This is a genomic window from Chryseobacterium glaciei, assembly GCF_001648155.1.
Taxonomy (GTDB): Bacteria; Bacteroidota; Bacteroidia; order Flavobacteriales; family Weeksellaceae; genus Chryseobacterium; species Chryseobacterium glaciei.
Genome location: NZ_CP015199.1, coordinates 3,711,189 through 3,731,653, shown reverse-complemented (window position 1 = coordinate 3,731,653; position 20,465 = coordinate 3,711,189). Strand labels below are relative to the sequence as shown.

At 33.2% G+C, this 20,465-nt stretch carries 13 protein-coding genes; 5 read left to right on the top strand and 8 right to left on the bottom strand.

The window, feature by feature from the left end; all coding sequences use genetic code 11:
• The first annotated feature begins 127 nt into the window (after window positions 1-127).
• The 5 genes from A0O34_RS16740 to A0O34_RS16720 all read left to right on the top strand — a co-directional run bounded on the left by A0O34_RS16740 (window position 128) and on the right by A0O34_RS16720 (window position 6,361).
• On the top strand, window positions 128-1,264 hold the full coding sequence (locus A0O34_RS16740) for a helix-turn-helix domain-containing protein (protein ID WP_066757140.1): 1,137 nt from the start codon (window positions 128-130) through the stop codon (window positions 1,262-1,264).
• 101 nt (window positions 1,265-1,365) lie between these two features.
• The gene (locus A0O34_RS16735; RefSeq protein WP_066757137.1) at window positions 1,366-2,862 is read left to right on the top strand and encodes a serine hydrolase domain-containing protein; all 1,497 of its coding nucleotides are present in this window, start codon (window positions 1,366-1,368) and stop codon (window positions 2,860-2,862) included.
• A 5-nt stretch (window positions 2,863-2,867) separates the two neighbouring features.
• Window positions 2,868-4,304 (top strand): serine hydrolase domain-containing protein, encoded by a 1,437-nt coding sequence (locus A0O34_RS16730; protein ID WP_066757134.1) that lies wholly within the window; start codon window positions 2,868-2,870, stop codon window positions 4,302-4,304.
• 291 nt (window positions 4,305-4,595) lie between these two features.
• Window positions 4,596-5,732 carry a helix-turn-helix domain-containing protein gene (locus A0O34_RS16725; RefSeq protein ID WP_066757131.1) on the top strand — a complete coding sequence of 379 codons (1,137 nt, stop codon included), beginning with the start codon at window positions 4,596-4,598 and terminating at the stop codon, window positions 5,730-5,732.
• Window positions 5,733-5,821: 89 nt separating this feature from the next.
• Entirely contained in the window at window positions 5,822-6,361 is a 540-nt protein-coding gene (locus tag A0O34_RS16720; RefSeq protein ID WP_066757128.1) for a DUF3575 domain-containing protein, read from the top strand.
• 313 nt (window positions 6,362-6,674) lie between these two features.
• On the opposite strand, the gene A0O34_RS16715 is transcribed toward A0O34_RS16720, so the two are convergent.
• The 8 genes from A0O34_RS16715 to A0O34_RS16680 form a co-directional block, all read right to left on the bottom strand.
• Entirely contained in the window at window positions 6,675-9,665 is a 2,991-nt protein-coding gene (locus A0O34_RS16715) for a pyocin knob domain-containing protein (RefSeq protein WP_157886049.1), read from the bottom strand.
• Between the two features lie 512 nt (window positions 9,666-10,177).
• Window positions 10,178-11,197 carry a hypothetical protein gene (locus A0O34_RS16710; RefSeq protein ID WP_066757123.1) on the bottom strand — a complete coding sequence of 340 codons (1,020 nt, stop codon included), beginning with the start codon at window positions 11,195-11,197 and terminating at the stop codon, window positions 10,178-10,180.
• Between the two features lie 14 nt (window positions 11,198-11,211).
• Window positions 11,212-12,060, bottom strand: coding sequence for a hypothetical protein (locus A0O34_RS16705; RefSeq protein ID WP_066757122.1), 849 nt, complete (start codon window positions 12,058-12,060; stop codon window positions 11,212-11,214).
• An 872-nt stretch (window positions 12,061-12,932) separates the two neighbouring features.
• On the bottom strand, window positions 12,933-16,871 hold the full coding sequence (locus A0O34_RS16700; RefSeq protein WP_066757119.1) for a hypothetical protein: 3,939 nt from the start codon (window positions 16,869-16,871) through the stop codon (window positions 12,933-12,935).
• Between the two features lie 2 nt (window positions 16,872-16,873).
• Entirely contained in the window at window positions 16,874-18,292 is a 1,419-nt protein-coding gene (locus A0O34_RS16695) for a phage tail protein (protein WP_066757117.1), read from the bottom strand.
• A 2-nt stretch (window positions 18,293-18,294) separates the two neighbouring features.
• Window positions 18,295-19,152, bottom strand: coding sequence for a hypothetical protein (locus A0O34_RS16690; protein ID WP_066757114.1), 858 nt, complete (start codon window positions 19,150-19,152; stop codon window positions 18,295-18,297).
• Between the two features lie 193 nt (window positions 19,153-19,345).
• Window positions 19,346-19,786 (bottom strand): lysozyme, encoded by a 441-nt coding sequence (locus tag A0O34_RS16685; RefSeq protein WP_066757111.1) that lies wholly within the window; start codon window positions 19,784-19,786, stop codon window positions 19,346-19,348.
• Window positions 19,783-20,352 (bottom strand): hypothetical protein, encoded by a 570-nt coding sequence (locus tag A0O34_RS16680; RefSeq protein ID WP_066757109.1) that lies wholly within the window; start codon window positions 20,350-20,352, stop codon window positions 19,783-19,785. The genes A0O34_RS16685 and A0O34_RS16680 overlap by 4 nt, the downstream gene beginning before the upstream one ends.
• Window positions 20,353-20,465: the final 113 nt, after the last annotated feature.

Below are 20,465 nucleotides of genomic sequence, written 5' to 3'. Positions count from 1 at the left end.
TTATTAATATTTACAACAATACAACTTTTAGCATTTGAGCGGAATATTTTTAACATCTGGATAAAATCATCAATACTTATTTTAACCTTTCCTATTTAAATATTAAATTGCATCTACGTTAAAAACTATGGACAAATACAGCTTTTTGGAAATATCAGCATTTATAGGAATATTTTTAGTGTTGATTCTTGCTTTGTTTTTGCTTACCGTTAAAACAAAATATAAATTAGGAAATCGCCTTTTTGCTTTTTTTCTTATCGGAAATGCTGTAGATGCTTGTAAATTTTTGATTCATCATATTCCTGAAAATTTCATCAGCCTTGAGGCTTTTCGTTGGAGTATTGTCTATTTGGTTCCGGCATTGTTTTATCTCTATGTATTGTCCGTTTGTTTTTCTGACTTTCGATTAAAAACGAAACATTTACTACACGCTATTCCCTTTGTTGCTTACAATTTGTATTTAATGTCGGGTATTTATTTTGAAAATACAGCTATGAAATTGCATTTCATAAAGACTATGAATCAAATGCCTATTACCCATTTTTTTCAATTTCTTTTCGAATTGCTATTTCAGGTTTATTTTATTGCTTCATTTCTGGTTATTAGAAAGTCTAGAACGGTCTATCTTGAGAATTATACGAATCCGAATGTTTCTGTAATTAATGCACTTTACAAAATAACAATTCTATATTATCTCTTACATTTTTTAGTACTTCTAAGATGGCTGATTAGTTTTACCATTGGTTTGGGAGAGGTCAGAGTCTGGATTGTAACCCTGGATGGGTTTGCGTTTTTATTCTGTACCTGCTGGTATCTATTTACCGCATTAAACAATCCGGAATTTTTCAGAGGAGTGAATTCCCGTCTGAAACCTATTACAGAAGTTGTTCCAAAACAAAAACCTAGTCTTCTGGTAGCTGAAGAAAAAAATAAGCAAATCGAATTCTTAAAAGATTTTATGGTGGAAAAAGAACCCTACCTGGATTCTTCGTTAACCATCCAAAATCTATCAGAGCAAGTAAAAATGCCCGTAAAAGATTTATCTACTTTGATTAACTTGTATATGGACAAACACTTTTTTGATTTCGTCAATGAATATCGAATTGAAAAGGCTAAAGAAATGCTAAAAGATCCTTTGCAAAAAGAATTAACAATTCTGGAAATTCTCTACGAGGTTGGTTTCAATTCCAAATCGTCGTTTAGTACTTCTTTTAAAAAACATACAGGAAAAACACCGACAGATTTTAGAAAAAATCCAAATTAATCCATTTTTTTTCTAACAAATGCGTTCGACTTTTTTTAGTCGGTCGTGTACTGGGGCGTTTTAAAGCATCTTTGCATCAAATTCTAAAATCAGAATCGATTATGAAAAATTTCCTTTTTGCATTGCTGGTGCTTTTATCTCTGAATACTTTTGCACAAAAAACCTTCGTCAATTCAAATAAAGAAAAAGCTAAGAAAATTGATTTAATCATTGGTAAATATCACGATTATAACCTTTTTAACGGAAGTGCTTTGGTTGTTCAAAATGGCGAAATTATCTTGCAAAAAAACTATGGAAAAGCCGATATGGGCTGGAGTATAGAGGCAACTTCTGACACCAAATTCAGAATTGGTTCCGTAACGAAACAGTTTACGGCCATGCTGATTATGCAGTTAAAACAGGAAGGAAAAATCAAGCTGGATGACAAAATAAATGATTATTTGCCTTGGTTTAGCAAAACGGTAGGAAGCAAAATTACGATTCACCAATTATTAACGCACACTTCCGGCTTACCCAATTACACCGATTTTCCTGATTTTAAAACTAAAATGGTTTTTGAAAATTTATCTGGGAAAGATTTTGCAGTCAAATATTTTAAAGATAATCTGGGATTTGAACCTGGAACCAAACAGAATTATTGCAATACTAGCTATTATCTGTTGGGATTAATTATTGAGGAAATCACTAAAAAACCTTATGAAGAAGTTCTTAAAGAAAAAATATTTGATGTCATTGGAATGAAAAATACAGGAATTGAAAACCCAAAACAAATTATTTTAAATGATGCACAGGGTTATGATTTTGACTACGATGGTTATCAAAAAACGGATTACATTAATATCAAAACTGCCGTATTTTCTGCGGGTGGAATGTACAGCACAGCCAATGATATGCGAAAATGGGATGATGCTTTATACACGAATACTTTGCTAAATGATGAGAACAAAAAAATATATTTCACACCTAGTTTAGGCGATTATGCATACGGTTTGTCTGTTCAGAAACATCAGAATTTTTTAGGTTCAGGAAAAAATGTTACAACCATGGCACATAGTGGCGGAATCAATGGCTTTTCCTGCAATATCGCCAGAATTCCGGAGGACAAAATATATGTAATCTTGCTTGATAACACCAGAGCAGGTAAAAGAGGCGGACAATTGGAAGCTATTATCGATGATGTCTTCAGAGTTCTATACAATACCAAAGTTGATTTGCCTAAACCATTAATTATCTTCGAAGTTTATAAAAAAATGAAAGCAGAATCAGTAGAAAAAGGAATTATTTATTTAAAAGAACTGAAGAAAAATAAATTTGATGCTTATAATTTTAATGGTTTTGAAAATGAACTTAATAGATTAGCGTACAAATTTCTAGGCGAAAGGAAAACTGATGAAGCTTTAAAAATTATTAATTATGCCGTTTCAGAATTTCCAAATTCATCCAATATTTACGATACACGGGGCGAGATTTATTTCAATAAAAAAGATTACAATGCTTCCAAAAAGGATTATCAGAAAACGTTGGAACTGAATCCGAATAACGATAATGCCAAAGAAATGCTTTTAAAAATCAATCAAATCCTTTCTCCAAAAAATTAATTAAAATGAAAAACTTACTTTTCTTATTATTACTAACTGTTTTATTTACAAATACGCTTTCTGCCCAAGAATTAAATAATTTCAAAGAGGCAAAGAACAGAAATCAAAAATCGATTAAACAAAATGCAGTCTATATCGACCGAATAGATTCTTTAATGGCAAAATCCTATGAAAGAGGTTTGTTCAATGGAAATGTCCTTATCGTTAAAAATGATAAAATCATCTATCAAAAATCATATGGATTTACTGATGAAACGAAACAAACTGCGTTAAACGATAAATCGATATTCAACATTGGCTCTATTGCAAAAGAATTTAATGCTGTCGCCATAATGATGTTAGTTGAACGTGGCCTTCTTAATCTTGATGATACGATATCTAAATTTAATTTAGGATTGCCAAAATGGTCAGAGAAAGTTACTATAAGACAGCTTATTAATTATGCGAGTGGTATTCCGCGAATCGATCCAATAGTACCAAAAAATGATGAGGAGGCGTGGAAGATTTTGAGAAACAATGATAACTTACTGTTTGAACCGGGAACGAATTACAGGTATGACAATGGCAATGTCTTTTTGCAAAGAAGAATAATTGAAAAGGTAACTGGAGTATCATTTCAAGAATTTGTCACTAAAAATATAATTAAACCGCTGAAAATGACAAATTCGGTATTTGATCCAAAATTTGGTTCTAAAAACCGAACGTCTTGTTATGATTTTGACAATGTCCGATGCCCAGAGATGCAATTTATTAGTGGGTGGCTTTGGGTAGACATCAATGATCTATATAAATGGATTGAAGCGATGAATTCTAATCGTTTAATTTCCAAAGAATCCTTTCAAACTCTTTTGAAAAATCCATATGCAATTGACGAAGGTGGATCACTTGGCAGATACTTAGAAAAAGATGAACTACAGAGACATAATGGAGTATCATATAAATTTGAATCCATTTTTTTAAACGATTTTAAAAATAATATTACGATAATTCTATTGTCCAATAATCTAAATAGAGTTTGGGATTTAGGGTATATTATTCACAATTTAATGTTAGGAAAAGACTACGAAATTCCTAAAAAATCTATTTATCAAGCGATAAGAAAGGAATCTCTCAATGACGTCAATAAAGCTATAGAGACTTATTATTTGCTTAAAGAAAATTCTAAAAATGAATATAGCTTTGAAAACCCAGGTGAACTTAATAAATTAGGATATGAATTATTAAAACTTGGAAAAATCAATGAATCAATAACAGTATTTAAATTGGCCACAAAAGAGTTTTCTAAAGATGCTAATGGATTCGATAGTTTAGGAGAAGCCTATTTTACAATTAAGCAATACGATTTAGCATTAGATAGTTATAAAAAAGCAATCATTCTTGGTGGAACCAACGGCAATGCGGAAAAAATGATAGAAAAAATCGATAAAATAAAAGCTAAATAATTATATATATTACTTGATAAAACAAAGTTTTGTAATTCTTGTTTTATTTGACTCAAACGAACCAAGTCATCTATAAAAGTGTTTGAAGACACGCTCGTCTTGGTCACTATAAGCACTGTATGATATCATACAGTGCTTTTTTTGTCACCGAAAAAAATCTTAGTGACAGAAATTGATAAGTCAAAAAAGTCATCAGTATTAATATAAGTTAGTTTTATCAATTCGTATGAAAGAGCTATATTTAAACGATAATATTCCAAAAACAAATCTTTGAAACAACTTTCATAAAAATTGATTTATACAACACTTTTAAATATTGCGATTTTCCAAGGAATAGTCTTAGGGTTAGTCATTTTAAGGTCTTCCCTATTCAATAGTAATTCAAATAAATATTTAGCATACTTACTATTTACCCTTTCAATTAAATTACTGACTCATGTTTTTGATATTCAAAAGGCATTTATCTCCTATCCTCTTCTACGTTTTATAGACAACATCGAGTGGGTATTTCTAATTCCTGCTTTCCTATTCCTTTTTATTATAAATAAGGTTGATAATACTGAAAAACACAAACTAAGAAATTACTTATATTTTATTCCATTTGCCTATTCCGCCGTCCTTAATATTATAAATGATCTTGATTATGTTGCTGGGATTTATACTATTCCTGAGTCAGGCATCGCTATAATCAGCATACTTGGTCTCCTCCAACTTTTTTTAGCCGTTACATTCATTCCGTTTCTGCCGATTTACTCTTATTTTGTGATAAGACATTTAAAAGATTCACAGGAAAAAAAATGGATAATTACCTTACTAACCCTTGTTTCTTTATTATTATTTGCTTGGCTTATTACCGCTCTAGCCGGCTTACTTCTCAACTATGACATTTCTTCCACAATGAATGCCCTGGCTTTATGTGCAACATTCATCATTCATTGGACAGCTTATATTGGGATTTATAAATATAAACTAGCCAAAAACAAAGATGCTATCTACAATTTTCTAAATAATGATTCGGCTATTTCGTATCCCAATCTGCAAATTGTACAAAATAATCCCCCACAAGAATATAAGGAATCTATCACGGCCGATAATCTTTATTTTCAAAAACTAGAGCTTCTTTGCAAAGATCAGCACATTTATACCGACAGTACATTAAACAGAGAAAAAGTCGCTGAAAAATTAGGCATAAGTGCGGGATATGTTTCACAAATTGTAAACACGATAACAGGAGACAACTTTGCCCATTATATAAATCAATATCGAGTGGAAGCTGTCAAGGAAATGATATCAGATCCGGAATACGAAAACTATACTTTGCTGACGATGGGATTAGAATCTGGGTTTACCTCAAAAACCACTTTTTACAATGCTTTTAAAAAAGTTACCGGTCAGACACCCAATGAATACAAAAATAGCAGCAAATAAGTCCCATTTTATCCATTTTTAAGCTTTTGAAACCCGTTCTAATTTGAATTATTTGAGTTTTGCATTTAAATAATTCAAATTAATTTTTTATGAAAAAAACCTTTTTACTATTAATCATTTTGTTTGCTTTTTATTCTGTCAAGGCTCAAAATGAAACTGATGCAAATCCTTATCAGAAAAACAATGAAATTAGATTAAATTTAATCGCGCCGTTATCCGGTGCTGTGGAAGTAAATTTTGAACGACACCTCAACAAAAATTCATCACTGGGAATCTCTGCATTTTTTGTTTATGATGATAAAAAAGAGAAGGATATTAATTACTTCATCTCCCCGTATTACAGATATTATTTTGGAAAAAAATATGCTTCTGGTTTCTTTGTCGAAGGATTTGGAGCGTTCACTTCCATTGATGGAAAAAAAGTATACGCAGCAGATAACCTGACATTCACTGAAAATAAAGATGTTTATGATGTTGCACTAGGTGCTGGTCTGGGTTATAAACTGGTCACAAAAAAAGGATTTGTTTTTGAAGCCAACGCAGGCTACGGAAAACTTTTGTTCAATGCAGACAAAACAGATCATGATGTGGTTGCAAAGTATGGATTGAGTATTGGCTACCGATTTTAATATCAACTCTATCTAAAAACTAAAGCATAAAAAGCCTTTTGTTTGCGGTAGATAAAGTACAAAATTGAAGAATGAATAAAATCCCAACCAGAGTTGGGATTATTTTTGTAAATGTTTATAAATACATAGAAATTTTTGGTCACACACAGCCAAATGGCACCACTTTAAAACAAGTGGCGCCATTTTATTGATACTTTGTAAAGTCTTTAAGAAACCTATCGTAGTACGCACAATATAAGAGGTTGGGAAGTTCACAAATTGTACATTCCACAGCTTTGAATCTATATGTTATTTTATTTATGAATTTCCAGTTTTAATACATTTGATTTTCTGCATATTTATAAACCGACATGTCCTCCCAAACAAATAACTGGATAGAGCTGTATGGTTTTATTTTAAATGAACGACCTACATTTTTTATTTCAAATACTTGCGCATAACTATCGTGAGCATTTAATACCAATATTCGCTGCCCCGGAAAACATTTTCCTAATACAAAATTCGTACCTGGATCTGTACATCTAATGACTAACATTCTATTATCAGAATCATAATGAGAAACCCCTGACTGTTGTTCAATCATTTTATGAGATAATCTCATTCTATAATCTTCGTTGGTAATCTCATCATTAAGATAGGCTAGATTTCCGTCTGGAATAAATAAAGCATTAGCTTCTTCATTGTTTGATTTAAAGTTTTCAGTAGCCTTTACTGAGCCTAAAACATTTACTTTATCCGCATCATTAGCTTCTGTACCTATACCAATGTTTTTGTTTTCTAGATTGAAATTAATGCCTTCCCAATCATTATAGCTACTTGAATATTTATAATACTTATCTTGTAATACAGCCAAATAGGATTTATCATTTCCATTATATATACCAGATTCTCCACCGACATAATCATCAACAACAATTAATCCATTACCTGTATTATTAGTAAATTGTTGGTTTACTATAACGCCATAATTAGACATATAATTCCAATTATTAACATTACTTTGTGAGAAATCTCTTGTACTCCATACCTGATGCCATGTAGACCAAGCACCTCCAGACATAACTCTTTCGTAAGTCATATTTGCGGTATTACCTGATCCGTATGTAGTCACAGTTTGTTTAACCCAACTGCTATCATGCGCTTCAACAATAACAAAAAACCATCCAGTATTCGGAGCATTGGCTAACCCTGAACCTCTATAAAATCCTGTATTTTTAATATTATTAAGATCTTGTCCGGAAATAATTACAGAGTAACCATCTGGAGCATCTACATAATTCTGACTGACCCAATTCTGCAAATTGTCAAGTTGACTTCTGTTTACGGCATGGCTCGAAAGAGTACCAGCCGGTACAATAGGGCTTTGAGAGAAAGTATTAGTGTTAGTAAATGTTTGTACTCCTACCAAGGTAGCATAGTTACCTAACTGGCTATTTAAAGTAGATTGTGTTATATAACTTGCTGGGTTAAAATTTCCTGTATGATAAACTTCATTCCAGTCGGACCAGCTTGAATTTCCAGAACCAGTTGTAGTTCCTCGGAATTTCATTCCACCTCCACCTCTTTCAATGGTTAATTGCTGACGACCATCTGACGAATTTAGATTTAAAGTTGTCGTATAACTAAATCCTGATATTGGACCTTCCTGTCTGTAAATTCCAGATTCAGAAACTAAATTTAAATCAGCAACATACTTTAAATTTTTAAACTTATCGTTCCAATTGCTTACCATAGTAGTCGTAAGATTACCAGCATCCCAAATTACATTTCCTTGAAATGTAGGCCTTGTTCTTACATGATCAACAGTACCTTGATTATCAATAGTCATTGCGATCTGAGGCCCTGCTGAAAACATGTTAGTCGTTGCAAAAGCCATAGATGTACCATTCTGGTCATTACTTCTTACATATATGCCAGCTTGTGTTCCATTATTAGAGCAAAACCCTATAGATCCTGTATACTGATTATCAGCATTTGAACCACTTTCAGTTTCTACTAAAAAAGAGTGCTCAGCTGATGCATTCGTATTACCCCAGCCTGTACCTGTATTTCTTGCTCTACCTTTAATAATTTTAAGTCCAGTAATATCTTGTTGACCATCAACATTAACAAACTTACTATTAGCCCATGTTTGAGTAGCTAAAAATACATAACCATCAGTTGAATGATATATATAAGGTGCTGCTGTTGATAAACCTGATGAAAAACCTACTGCGTGTGCATTCTCAAAAGATTTTGCATAGCCTGATAAATCAGAATATTCAGCAAGTCTTTTCCAAGGGGTTTGATTACCTCCGTACCAAGTTTTATAATAAACACCTTGTCCTGTAGATGTTGGTGCAAATAAAGTAAATCCTAAATCTTTTGATGTCTTAGAATACCCATTAAAATTTGCAAAAGTTCCTTCAATTGTTTTATTGGCTAACTCACCATCAAAATTAGAACCTGAGTTTCCTACTGAAATACTTTGTAATCCATTTGGAACTAATTCAGATTGATTAGAGACACCTCCTCCTTTATTTATATGATAATAATTATCTAAATCTGTCTGACTTGCGGGATTAGTTAAATTATTAGTTGTCCAAAACTCTTGGAAAGTTCCCCACTCAGCAGCATCATAGTCTTGTTTAACAAAACCTATTCTATCACTATATTTAGATGAAACAATAGCTGTAGATTTTTTAACATCGCCTCCTGTATATGAAGACATCCATAAAACATCTGACCAACCAAAATTAGAAGTACCCATCTGAGTAGCTTCCAACATTTGTAATTTTAATTTACCCGCTCCAAAATATATTGAATTAGGTTTTTCCTGCCCTCCTCCTACATAATCTGCACCTAGATAATTATTTGCATCATACTCTTTATGTTTCCAATCCCCTGAATTACCATCTACTGCTGAAAATATTCTACCACTATTTTGTACAAATGCTTTATATCCTGTAGAACTTGTATCGCCAAAGTGAAAATTAATACCTTCACCAAGAACATGACCACTTCCTTGAAAATAAGATAAACCATGGTTATCAGAATTAGCAAAAGACCATATTCTATTTCTTTGATCAGCTTTCCAATATCTATTTTGGAAACCTTCATCAGATTGAACAAAACCTCTTGAATGTATTCCATTAGTGGGTTGAAATTGCGAATCTACATATGAGCTAGAAACGGTAAGACCACCAGCAATAATACTTTGTTCTGCCCCATTATTCAATATTGTGAAAGGACTATCTGTATTAATACCTTTGTAAATAGACTCTAAATGCAATTTCCAATAGCTGTTTAATACTGTATTAGACACAAAAGTAGCTGGATCTAAATTTCTATCTGTCCAAATTTTTCTATCTGGAAACCAAGTTCCATCAGATGCTTTAGTTTGTGATAAATAGAAATCTTGTTCAATATCATTTTCATTTGCCGGACCTGTTAATTTCCATGTTTTATAATTTCCTTCCCAACCTTTAGTTATTAGAGATGAAGACCATCCTAAACCAGTGTTATGAAATAATGGTGTTAATTTATGGTCTAATGTATTTATTAAACCATTAGGTATATAATCTAATGCTCCATTAGATCCTAAACCATTTCCTTGAATTCTTGTATCTACTATACCTATACCATAACTATTAGTATCATTAAATGTCCCATCTAAATAAGATGTTCTTGTTGTATCACCATAAGAGCTAGATATTCTTGAAACAATGGCACGAGACTTTAAATACCCCTGAAACCATTCATCAGCACTACCGTAATTCTTTGTCAAAATATTTCCTTCAATAGAAATATGATTATTGAAATATTCAGGAGCAATCATTAATCTAATCTTGCAGTTAAAGTAATTCTATATTCATTCGGAGTAAGAGGTGCTAAAACATCTATTTGTACATCATTTGCAGATGTAGGTACACAGCTTACATTTATTTTTCTATTATCAGTATTACGATAGCAGATAAAATCAATATTCAAGGTATTCCAACCATGGGTAATTGGGAAAGTAACGGAAGAACCATCTCCAATTTGCCATGTTTTAGATTTAATTTTTGCATCCAAAACAACTTTCGTAGATTTTGGAGTCATTGCTTTAATATCATTAGCTCCGGCAATAGCTTCAACATCTGTAGCTATTTGAATAAGTCCTTTCACCGTATCTGTAGCATCTACAATATCAGGAATGCCTTTTTCTATAATCTGATAATTTGCAGGAGTATTTGATCCGTTATCGGCATTCGCGATAAGATGGTCGCCAACAGAAACGGGTTCATTTCCAACCCAGCCATTTGCTGTAATTACCCACACCATACCTGTTTTAATGGTAGCGGATGTAACTGGTGACGGAGCCGTCATTGAACCTTCAACAGTAGAAGGAATATAGCCTCCCGGTTGATAAATCAATGCTCCTGTAAGGCTTTGTCCTACTAAGTTTTCAATATAAGTTCTAATCTTATTTGATGACCACGTATATGTTCCTGACTGAGTTGCATCATTCAAGAAAATAGAGACAATATCTGCATTGGTAAGATTTCGGCCCGCTACTTTAATAACATGCCCTGAGCTATTGGTCAGTATCTGACTTAACAATAGAAGTCCGCTTGTTTGATCTGTCTGAAATGGATTATTGGTCAGCGGATAATCAGGATGTACATAATTCTGAGCCAAATTAATCCATTCTGTACCGTTCCATTGATGCAATTGATGCTTATAATCAATTATCCAACCTGCGGGAACTCCACTCGTATCAGGAAGTGTATCAAAATAGTGAAATCGAGTACGTTGTAGTTCTCCAAAAAAATTATCCTGATGTGCGTTATTACTTATTACTGCGTTATTATTCATAGTTTTATATTTTTTTATGGTTTAACTTTTAAAATGAGAATATTAAGTGGATTAGCGGTGTCGTGTAACATGTTAATCTGTATGGTTTGATTGGTTGCGTAATCATCAATATTTATTTTTTTACCCGTAACACTGTCCCGAGCTTGAATGATGACATTTTCCGTTTCAAGGGTATTAGGAAATACGGCACTTCCGGTAACTTGTACCACCGCACTTGTAGGTGTCTGTGAGATCAGCAAAACCTTATCATAGATTTGCTTATTAAATTCCTGTTGATTTTTCGGACTGTTTAACAAATCGTAATCGAGTAAAAGCTTTACTTTATCTTCCCTTGATTCCCCTATTGGAATAGCTTTTAAAGCTTCAATGTCATCACGATTTTTTTTAATGAAATCGACTATTTCCTGAAGTTCATCTAAAGACAAATCACTAGATAATAGTATTTTTTTAATATTTCCTATCTCCAGGGCTAAGTCTTTATCCGCATTTTTCAATTCATCAACAAAACCATTTACTTGTATTTTAGTGTACACATTACCCAATTGATCAGAACTATCAATCGTAGCAACATTGGTAATTCCAAGTTTACTTTTCCAGTTATTAACATGAGTTGAGGTGAGATTACTGGCATTCAGTAAAGCCAAATATCCCGAATGAGCGTTTGGATCAGTTAAATGCTGTTGAAATGCTTCTGCAATGGCAAATAATTGAAAAATTTCTTCAAACCTTTCAATGCCTTCTATAGGGATTAATTCTTCTTTGTGATAAAAAGATAAAAACGTTTCTTTAAATTGCGTTTCTGTTGGAAAATCTCCAGTTTGAAACCAACTCAAAATTGTATGTAATGGTGTTGGTGTACTCATTTGATTATTGAAAATTAGTTTTGATAAAATTGATAGTTAGGGAAAGGTCTACATAGCTGAAAGGCCGATCGCCCTAAATGGATTCTATATTTTTTGAGGGATTTTTGATTCATCCCTCTCTTATCATACTATTAGTTAGCAGTTATCACCAAAAAAAACATGCATTTGTCAATGTTTTTGTACTTTTATTTCATACAACAACATCTCTTACATTTTTTATAATACTTCCTGCTTACTCTCTTAGTATAATATTTTGGAGTCAATGACGATTCACATTCTTTAGAGCTCAAATTTCATTTTTTTTGGCTCATATAAAAGTTTTTTGACCTCCCCATTCTGTAGTTGCAGTATCCTTTATTTTTGTGAAATCGGATGATACTGCTTTGTAATTTCAATGTTCAAAATTCTGTTTTTTTTAATTCTTATGAAAGTTTTTTGACTTCTCTATTCTGTAGTTACAGTAGGATAATAGTTTCAATATTTTATGGAACTCACATTCGTATATACGTAAGATTTACAAGCAGATTATCAAGCATTTTCTGAAAAACAATTGTTTCATCCAAAATGAAATGATCTATCTCACAGCAATACAATACAACACGAAACCCACAATCAGAAGACTGTTATCCTCTAACTGTAGGCTTTATGATAAATTAATGTGAGATGTTTTTAATTTATTGGAGGACGTTTTTCAATTCATTTCCTCCGTGGAATTTTAGTTTACTAAATGTAGTATTTCCTAAGTTGTCAACACACGATCCATCCTAATGAGGTTTTGATAAACTTGTTTGATTTATTTCCTATATAAATTTTACTGTGTGTTTTTACATCTTTATGATCTGTAGCAAAACTATTATAAAACAATACTTTAATTACACATCATACTTCTTAGCAGATACTGGTTTTTCATCAAATATAAATCCTCTGGCTCCAACTACACCTGTTACTTTACAAAACCTTGGAACATAAAACATTGTACCTACATTACCATGAGCTACTTCTATTTCACTGTTACTATCATTAAAGATTTCAATTCTTTGTCCTAATATTGGTTTGTCTGGTAATCTCACACTATTTCCAGTTACAATATAGATATGAGCATTTCTTGAGCGTCTTACATCACCATCTGTATTGTATAAAGGATTCAGTACTAATTCCGTTGGAACATCTGAAATATTAATAGTATCTACTGATATATTTCCTGCTATTTGAACCTTATCCTCATGATTGGTTATTTCTTTTCCTACAGTAACTAATCGTGAATCAAAATGAATATTCAATCCTTGAGAACCATAAACATCAGAACCATATTTAAGATATTCATTTACTCTACCAGCATATACTACATCATTGGATAAATCTATAAGACCTAACTCTCCACCAATATAATCTTCTTCTAAAGCTAATGTACCATACCCTATACTATTCATTAATCTTACACTATTGAATTGAGGTGCTTGACCTACTCCTAACCATTGGTCAATATTATTTAAAAAGCCTAAGTTAGAATGAGTGTGAGTATTTGCTGCTGCTGTATTCCATGAGTTAATATTATTTTGAGTTACGTTATATACAGGATGTGTTTTAGGAATAAAATTAGTATTAACCCAAGTTTGAGTTGCTGGATTAATAAGATTACTTGAATCCCAAACAGTTTTCCATGTTGACCAACCAGCGTTTCCACTTCCCGTATTAGCACCTCTGAATTTCATACCGCCACCTTGACGTTCAATTGTTAATTGTTGACGACCATCACTGGAATTTAAATTTAATGTTGTTGTATACCCATATCCTGATAATGGTAATTCTTGTCTATAAATTCCTGAATCAGTAACTAAATCTAAATCACCTACTTGACGCAAAGTTTTAAATTTTTCGCTCCAATTAGCCAAATCTTCATAATTAAAATCTGAATCATTCCAATTTTTCTTCCAACCAGTATCACCGAAACCTGCGGAATATCCACGAGTATAAGAATTACCATTTAGAACATTTATAGCCATTTGAGTGTATTCAACATGTTCTTTTTTATGATGCCACACAGATCCATAACTGAAAGGTGTATTTAATGTAGCACCATTTATATTTAAGATAGATGTATTTGAAATGTCATTTAAATCTGTAGCATTTACAGGATTGCTTGAACTTGTTCCTAAACCAAATTGTCTATAATCTCCCCATTGATAAGCTTGATTCCATTGATTAGAATCACCATAATTAGCAGTAGAAATATTACCGTAAACTGAATCGATTTGGACTTTTGGTACATAAGTTGCGCCTTGATCTGTAGAAAATTCAAAGCTGTAAAAAACACTTGATGTACCACCTCCTCTTTTACTACCTACTTTCCATACATCATTATACCAATGATATTCATGACCTGCAACGATCGTATCAACTCCACTCGAATGAATCCAAGTTTTTACTGAGTTAGATTCGTTACCATAAGCAGATATTTTACCATAAGCTGTAAGAACATCTCTTGTAGTAGTCCTGTTATAAGTTCCTATTGTCACCATACTATCCAGAGGTTGGAGATGCAAAGGATAAGAACCAGCTGAACCATCAAACCTTTGTTGCTGTATATGTCCAGAACCGTCATTTTCTATGCCAAACTTCATTCCATAAACAGGAGATTCACCATTACCATTAGATAATACTAATTTAGCATTAGTACCCATATTTGCTGGATTTAAATCTGATGTACCTTGCGATGAAACTATAACCGTATTAATGAACTTTCCTTTAGTTCTGGTGATTATTTTATCCCAATCGCTAAATGTAGATGATCCATGTCTTGATCTGAAACCCATTGAATCAGACTCTGTATCCATATACATTTGAAAACCATATTCAGGAACATCATAATAAGTGCTTATGTTTAGTAATGAACCTGAACCTGAGTTTGACCAAGACGGTTTATTTGTCCAATTGTCTGTAGAAGTATGAAGCTTTGTACCTTGTAATGTGTTAGCATTTACTCCATTTACATTTTTAGAAATACTAAAAGGATTAGGTAGATTTTTATCATCCCATGAAAGTCTCCAATCACTATAATTATTTTCATAACCACCTCTATAACTTAATTCTCCAGCATCAGCTCCACCATTGTTGTAATTAATCTGTAATTGAGACATTGTATCTTGTCCGCCCATGTGAAGCATCGGAGCGTACAAATACTTAACCCCTCCTGCATTTGCATCAGCTCTATATATACCTGAAACTCCATAACCTCCTATATTATTAAAATCGTTATTAGGAATAACTGCTTTTGGAATACGATCGTTTAGTTGTGTTACGGTTGCGAAGTTTGCTGGATTAAGATTATCGCTTGTCCAAAACTTAACATAAGTACCCCAATCAACTGCGTCATAATCTTGTTTTGCAAAACCAATTTCATTAGTGTATTTAGATGATATTATTGCTGTTGACTTTTTTACATCACCACCTACATAAGAAGACATCCAAAGAACATCATACCAAGAATCAGTTGCTCCTACATTATTACCATGAAGCATTTGTAATTTTAATTTTCCTGAACCAAAATAAGTTGAATTAGGTTTTTCATATCCCGAAGCATAATCTGAACCTAACCATTGGTTTTGATTTATAGCTTTATGATTACCCCAATCAAATGCATTATTCCAATTAGCTATTAAACCTGATGTTATACCATTTGCTAGGTGTGACGTACTCATTGCATCAGTAATACCATAACCAGATAATGTTGTTGGTTTAGCTGTTAATGAAGCAAATGTATGTGTATGATTAGTCAGTGCTAAATTAGCTGTTGCCCATTCTCTTGAAGCAAACATTTCCCAAGCACTTTCATTAGCTGTACCGTTAAATGTTTTAAAGTAAATCTGTCCAGAAGCACCTGCTGTCCATAAATTTAAACCTCTTTGATCTGCCGCAGACGAATGTCTTTCGAGCCTAATACCTGCACCGATTGCTGATGGATAATTAACAGAACCTGATGATACATAATAAGCTTGTAATTCGTGTCTCATTGAACGAGCAAGACCATCAGATTTAGATGCTAAAGTTAAATTTGTCAAAGAAGCTGATGTCCCACCACCTGAAATATCAACAGTTCCAGCATTTGTTGGATTTGTTGATAAATTTTGTGCTGATGGTATTTGACTTCTTGTTGCTAAAATTTCTGTTGGTATAGAAACTAAACTTTGATAAGTAGTTGGTACTACTGGGGCAACCGTTTCTACAGTTTGCGACCAACCTTTTGACCAATCTGCCCCTGCACCAGTATAGACGGCTGAAACTCTTTCGACTTCTATATTTGTATGTAAGTTCCAAACAGTATTTATATCACCTAAATTAATACAGACATTACCTAATAAATCCATACCTACATTTACTATAGTTGATGGAAAATTATCAGTACATTCAACTAAACATTTTCTACCTGTTGAATGTATTACTGTTGCAGTTTGTTTATAGAATGCTACTCTTATACTCCCCAAATAAGTGGCTTGGTAATTAAATATTTTTATAGTAACATCAAACATAGTAGCTGCTGTGGAAGCTTGAGGAAATTTAATACTAAGTATTCCTGTTTGAGCTGTTCCTGTGTACTTGTGAAAAACTTTATTAAAAATTCTTGCACCGTTTTCAAGTTTAGATAACGAACCCGAAGTAAAATTGAGATTTTTATCCCCCATATTAATTTCTGTATTAACAGGAATATATGAAGTACCGTCTAAAGAACCATCCGCCTTTAAAAAGTGGGCGGCTGTACCGCCCAACACTCTATAGCCTTTAGAGGTGTTATAATATGCGTATTTTATGTCCATTTTTAAATATCTTTACGGGTTACTGTTATAGATACAGTATTAGGTAAAGCAGAATCAAATTCAATATCTATTTTATTAGGATCGGTTAATTTTATTCTACCATCGATTTTGTAAAATGTCACCGTATCATACATTGCAACATCCACATTTCTAGTCCCTAAGTTGTGCGCTACACTTGCAGTTCCGGAAATAGCAGTAGTGTATGATTTTACAATATTAGTTCCGGCAGTAACTCTACCTTTAGAATCTACTGTAACCTCATCATAAGTTCCGGCCGTTACTCCTGTTGCAGCTAATGTCAACGCTGAGGTAACATTTGCCGAACCGTCAAAGGTCGTTGTCCACGTAGCGTCACCTGAAGCAGAAATTGTTCTTGGTGTTGTCAGTTTTGCAGCTGATCCGGTTGTATTGATTGCTGCAGTTCCTGTTAGTAATGTCGCAGGAACAGCGGTAATAGGGATTGCGACATTTCCAGAACCGTCAATTGTTTGTGCCGTTGCAGTAACTCCGGAAAGTGTAATCGTTCGCTGTGTCGTCCATTTTGTAGCTGAAAGGACACTTTTCGCTGCATCTGCCGTGTTATCAGCATTACTTAAGCCGACATGAGATTTGTTTAAAACTACAATACCCGTTAATCCATTTACAGAATCTACTGCTCCAGAGGTAATATAAACGAACGTTGTTCCAGTCCATCGGTACGTTTTATTATTATCAAGAGATACATAAATTTTACCCGTTTCCCCGGCTATGAGGTTAGTATATGCCGCTTCTTTGTAAAACTTTCCGTCAGCAGCTTTATAATATCCTTCCAAAACATCATCCACGTAAGATGGCAATTGAGATGCAGGAACCTGCCCGGATGCATCCAAAATAGCAACCCCATTCACTGCACCTTTTTGAGATAATGGGATATAATTAGCCAAATCCGTGGAGGTAGGCATAGAGCCCAGATTCACCGTTATTCCGTTGGTCGTCTGAGTAATTCCCGTAACCACATTTCCTGTACCTGAAGTAGTGACCGGCAAAGAAAATGAAGTTCCTGTCAATGTCAAACCATTACCTGCACTGTACGTTGTATCTGTAGACGATAATGTAATTGTATTCCCGGTTTGACTAATCGCCATATTAGAACCTGCTGCAAGAGTAACATCCCCGGATACTAAAGAACCGGATGCACCACCTTTCAGACGGGTAATGGTGTCTGGCGTTGTAAATGATCGGTTTGCTGACAAATCATAAGCCGTACCGTTAATTGTTAAAGTTCGTGTTTTTGGCACATAATCTAACGGATTTAAATTTCCATCATGCCAAAAAGAATTAATTGCCCTTGTGCCACCGCCAGCGGTTAAAATATCATTGTCAGTTTTCCCTTCTATTTTGTATCCTACTGAGCTTCTGTAATAAGCGTATTTAATGTCCATAATTATATTTTTTTAATTGTTAACTTAATTATATTTGGCGGTATTGAATCAAACAGCACTTCAATAGTATTGGTGTCTATTCTTCTCACCTTAAGAGGTATTGTAAACATTGTAACTGTGTCGTAAGCATCAATCACAAAACTTAGTGTATCAAGATTGTGTTTTATCATAGAGTCACCCCTAATTCTTTCCTCATACTTGATTTTTTCGGAACTGGCTGCATCTTCGATATTTTTAATTTTATCATATACCAAATCATTAAACTTATTTTGATACGTAATTGCGCCCCAATTTGAATAACTTCCAACAAGATTGATTTTATCATCTGAACTGCCTCTGATAATATCCTCTTTAAGCAATTCTATTTGCTCCCTGTTTTCTTTGATATAGTCAACGATTTCCTGAAGTTCGTCTAAAGACAGATCGTTAGATAATAGTCTATTTTTAATTTTTTCTATCTCCAATGCTAAGTCTTTATCCGCATCTTTCAATTCATCAACAAAACCATTTACTTGTATTTTAGTGTACACATTACCCAATTGATCAGAACTATCAATTGTAGCAACATTGGTAATTCCAAGTCTACTTTTCCAGTTATTAACATGAGTTGAGGTGAGATTACTGGCATTCAGTAAAGCCAAATATCCCGAATGAGCGTTTGGATCAGTTAAATGCTGTTGAAATGCTTCTGCAATGGCAAATAATTGAAAAATTTCTTCAAACCTTTCAATACCTTCTATAGGGATTAAGTCTTCTTTATGATAAAAAGATAAAAACGTTTCTTTAAATTGCGTTTCTGTTGGAAAATCTCCAGTTTGAAACCAACTCAAAATTGTATGTAATGGTGTTGGTGTACTCATTTGATTATTGAAAATTAGTTTTGATAAAATTGATAGTTAGGGAAAGGTCTACATAGCTGAAAGGCTGATCGCCCTAAATGGATTCTATATTTTTTTGAGGGATTTTTGATTTTATGCCTCTTTTATCATCCTATTTATTAGTGAATTATTTATATGGTCATCACCCAAAAAAAACCATATATTTTATTGAATTCTATTTCCCAAAAAACAAGTCAGCCTCGGCCTTTCTTCTACGGATGAGTCCATTTAAAACTTTACCTCCGGCAGTAATATATCTCGAAGTAAACCAACCTTTAATGGTTTCAGGATCTGCCTTTTTATTGATTAAAGAAAATAAAGTGTCGGATCCTCCTGTATTGTATGTGTGCGATACAAGAGCGTCAAATTGATTTTGGGTAAGAGTCACTTTAATTTTATTGTTAACTATTTTTTCATACGTTGGTAAAACAGATGAAAATAATTCTGCTCCTTTTTCTCTACTGATTGAAGGATCTTTCAAGGTTACTTTTTTACCTCCGGGATAATAAGTATTTCCATAGCCAATTGTCGGGATTCCGGCAGAATCTAGGTAAGGTTTGGAGCTGAAGCCTTCAAATGATAAAATCAGATTGATTCCTTTTTGTGATGTTTTCATTTCTTAAAATATTTATAGGTGAAAAAGACGAGGATTAGAGTGATTCCAAGAATGGTCATGAAAATCCAGGCAGTGAGTTCGAATCCGTTTATTTTTACTTTTTTCGTTTCTTCAGAAATTACTGAATTAGCTTCTTTGATTGTTTCTTTTGAAACAGCTATTTGAGATAAATCTTGAATACTATTTGTAGATTCTTCTTTTTTATTTTCGATCTTTTTGCTTGATGCCTTTGCATAATGGTTAGTGATTGCGTATTCTGCAGTTCCCATGATGGAAATACTTTGAATGGTATCGCTTCCAACAACATTATGAAAAACAAAGGGATTGGACTCATCCGATTTTCCTTTAATTAAGATTTCTCCGGATGTTTCATTTTTCTCTTCTTTCAGTAAAACATCGGCGGATGTACTTTGGGTAGATTGTAAGCTCTTTAAGCTCAAGGAATCAACTTTTACTTTTTCCGTTTCTTTTTTGTCTTCTTTGTAAGTGGTTGCTATTTTAGTTTTACTTCGGCAACACAATATGAGGCCACTGAATATAATCAGTAGCAGAATTTTTGCTTTCATCAGCTTTATTTTTGAAATTAAACGAAGTTATATGGTTCAGAAGTTGGGAGCTGGGAGCAGGAAGTTATAAGACTAATAATAACTTCCAACCTCCCTCTTCCAGCTTCCGATCG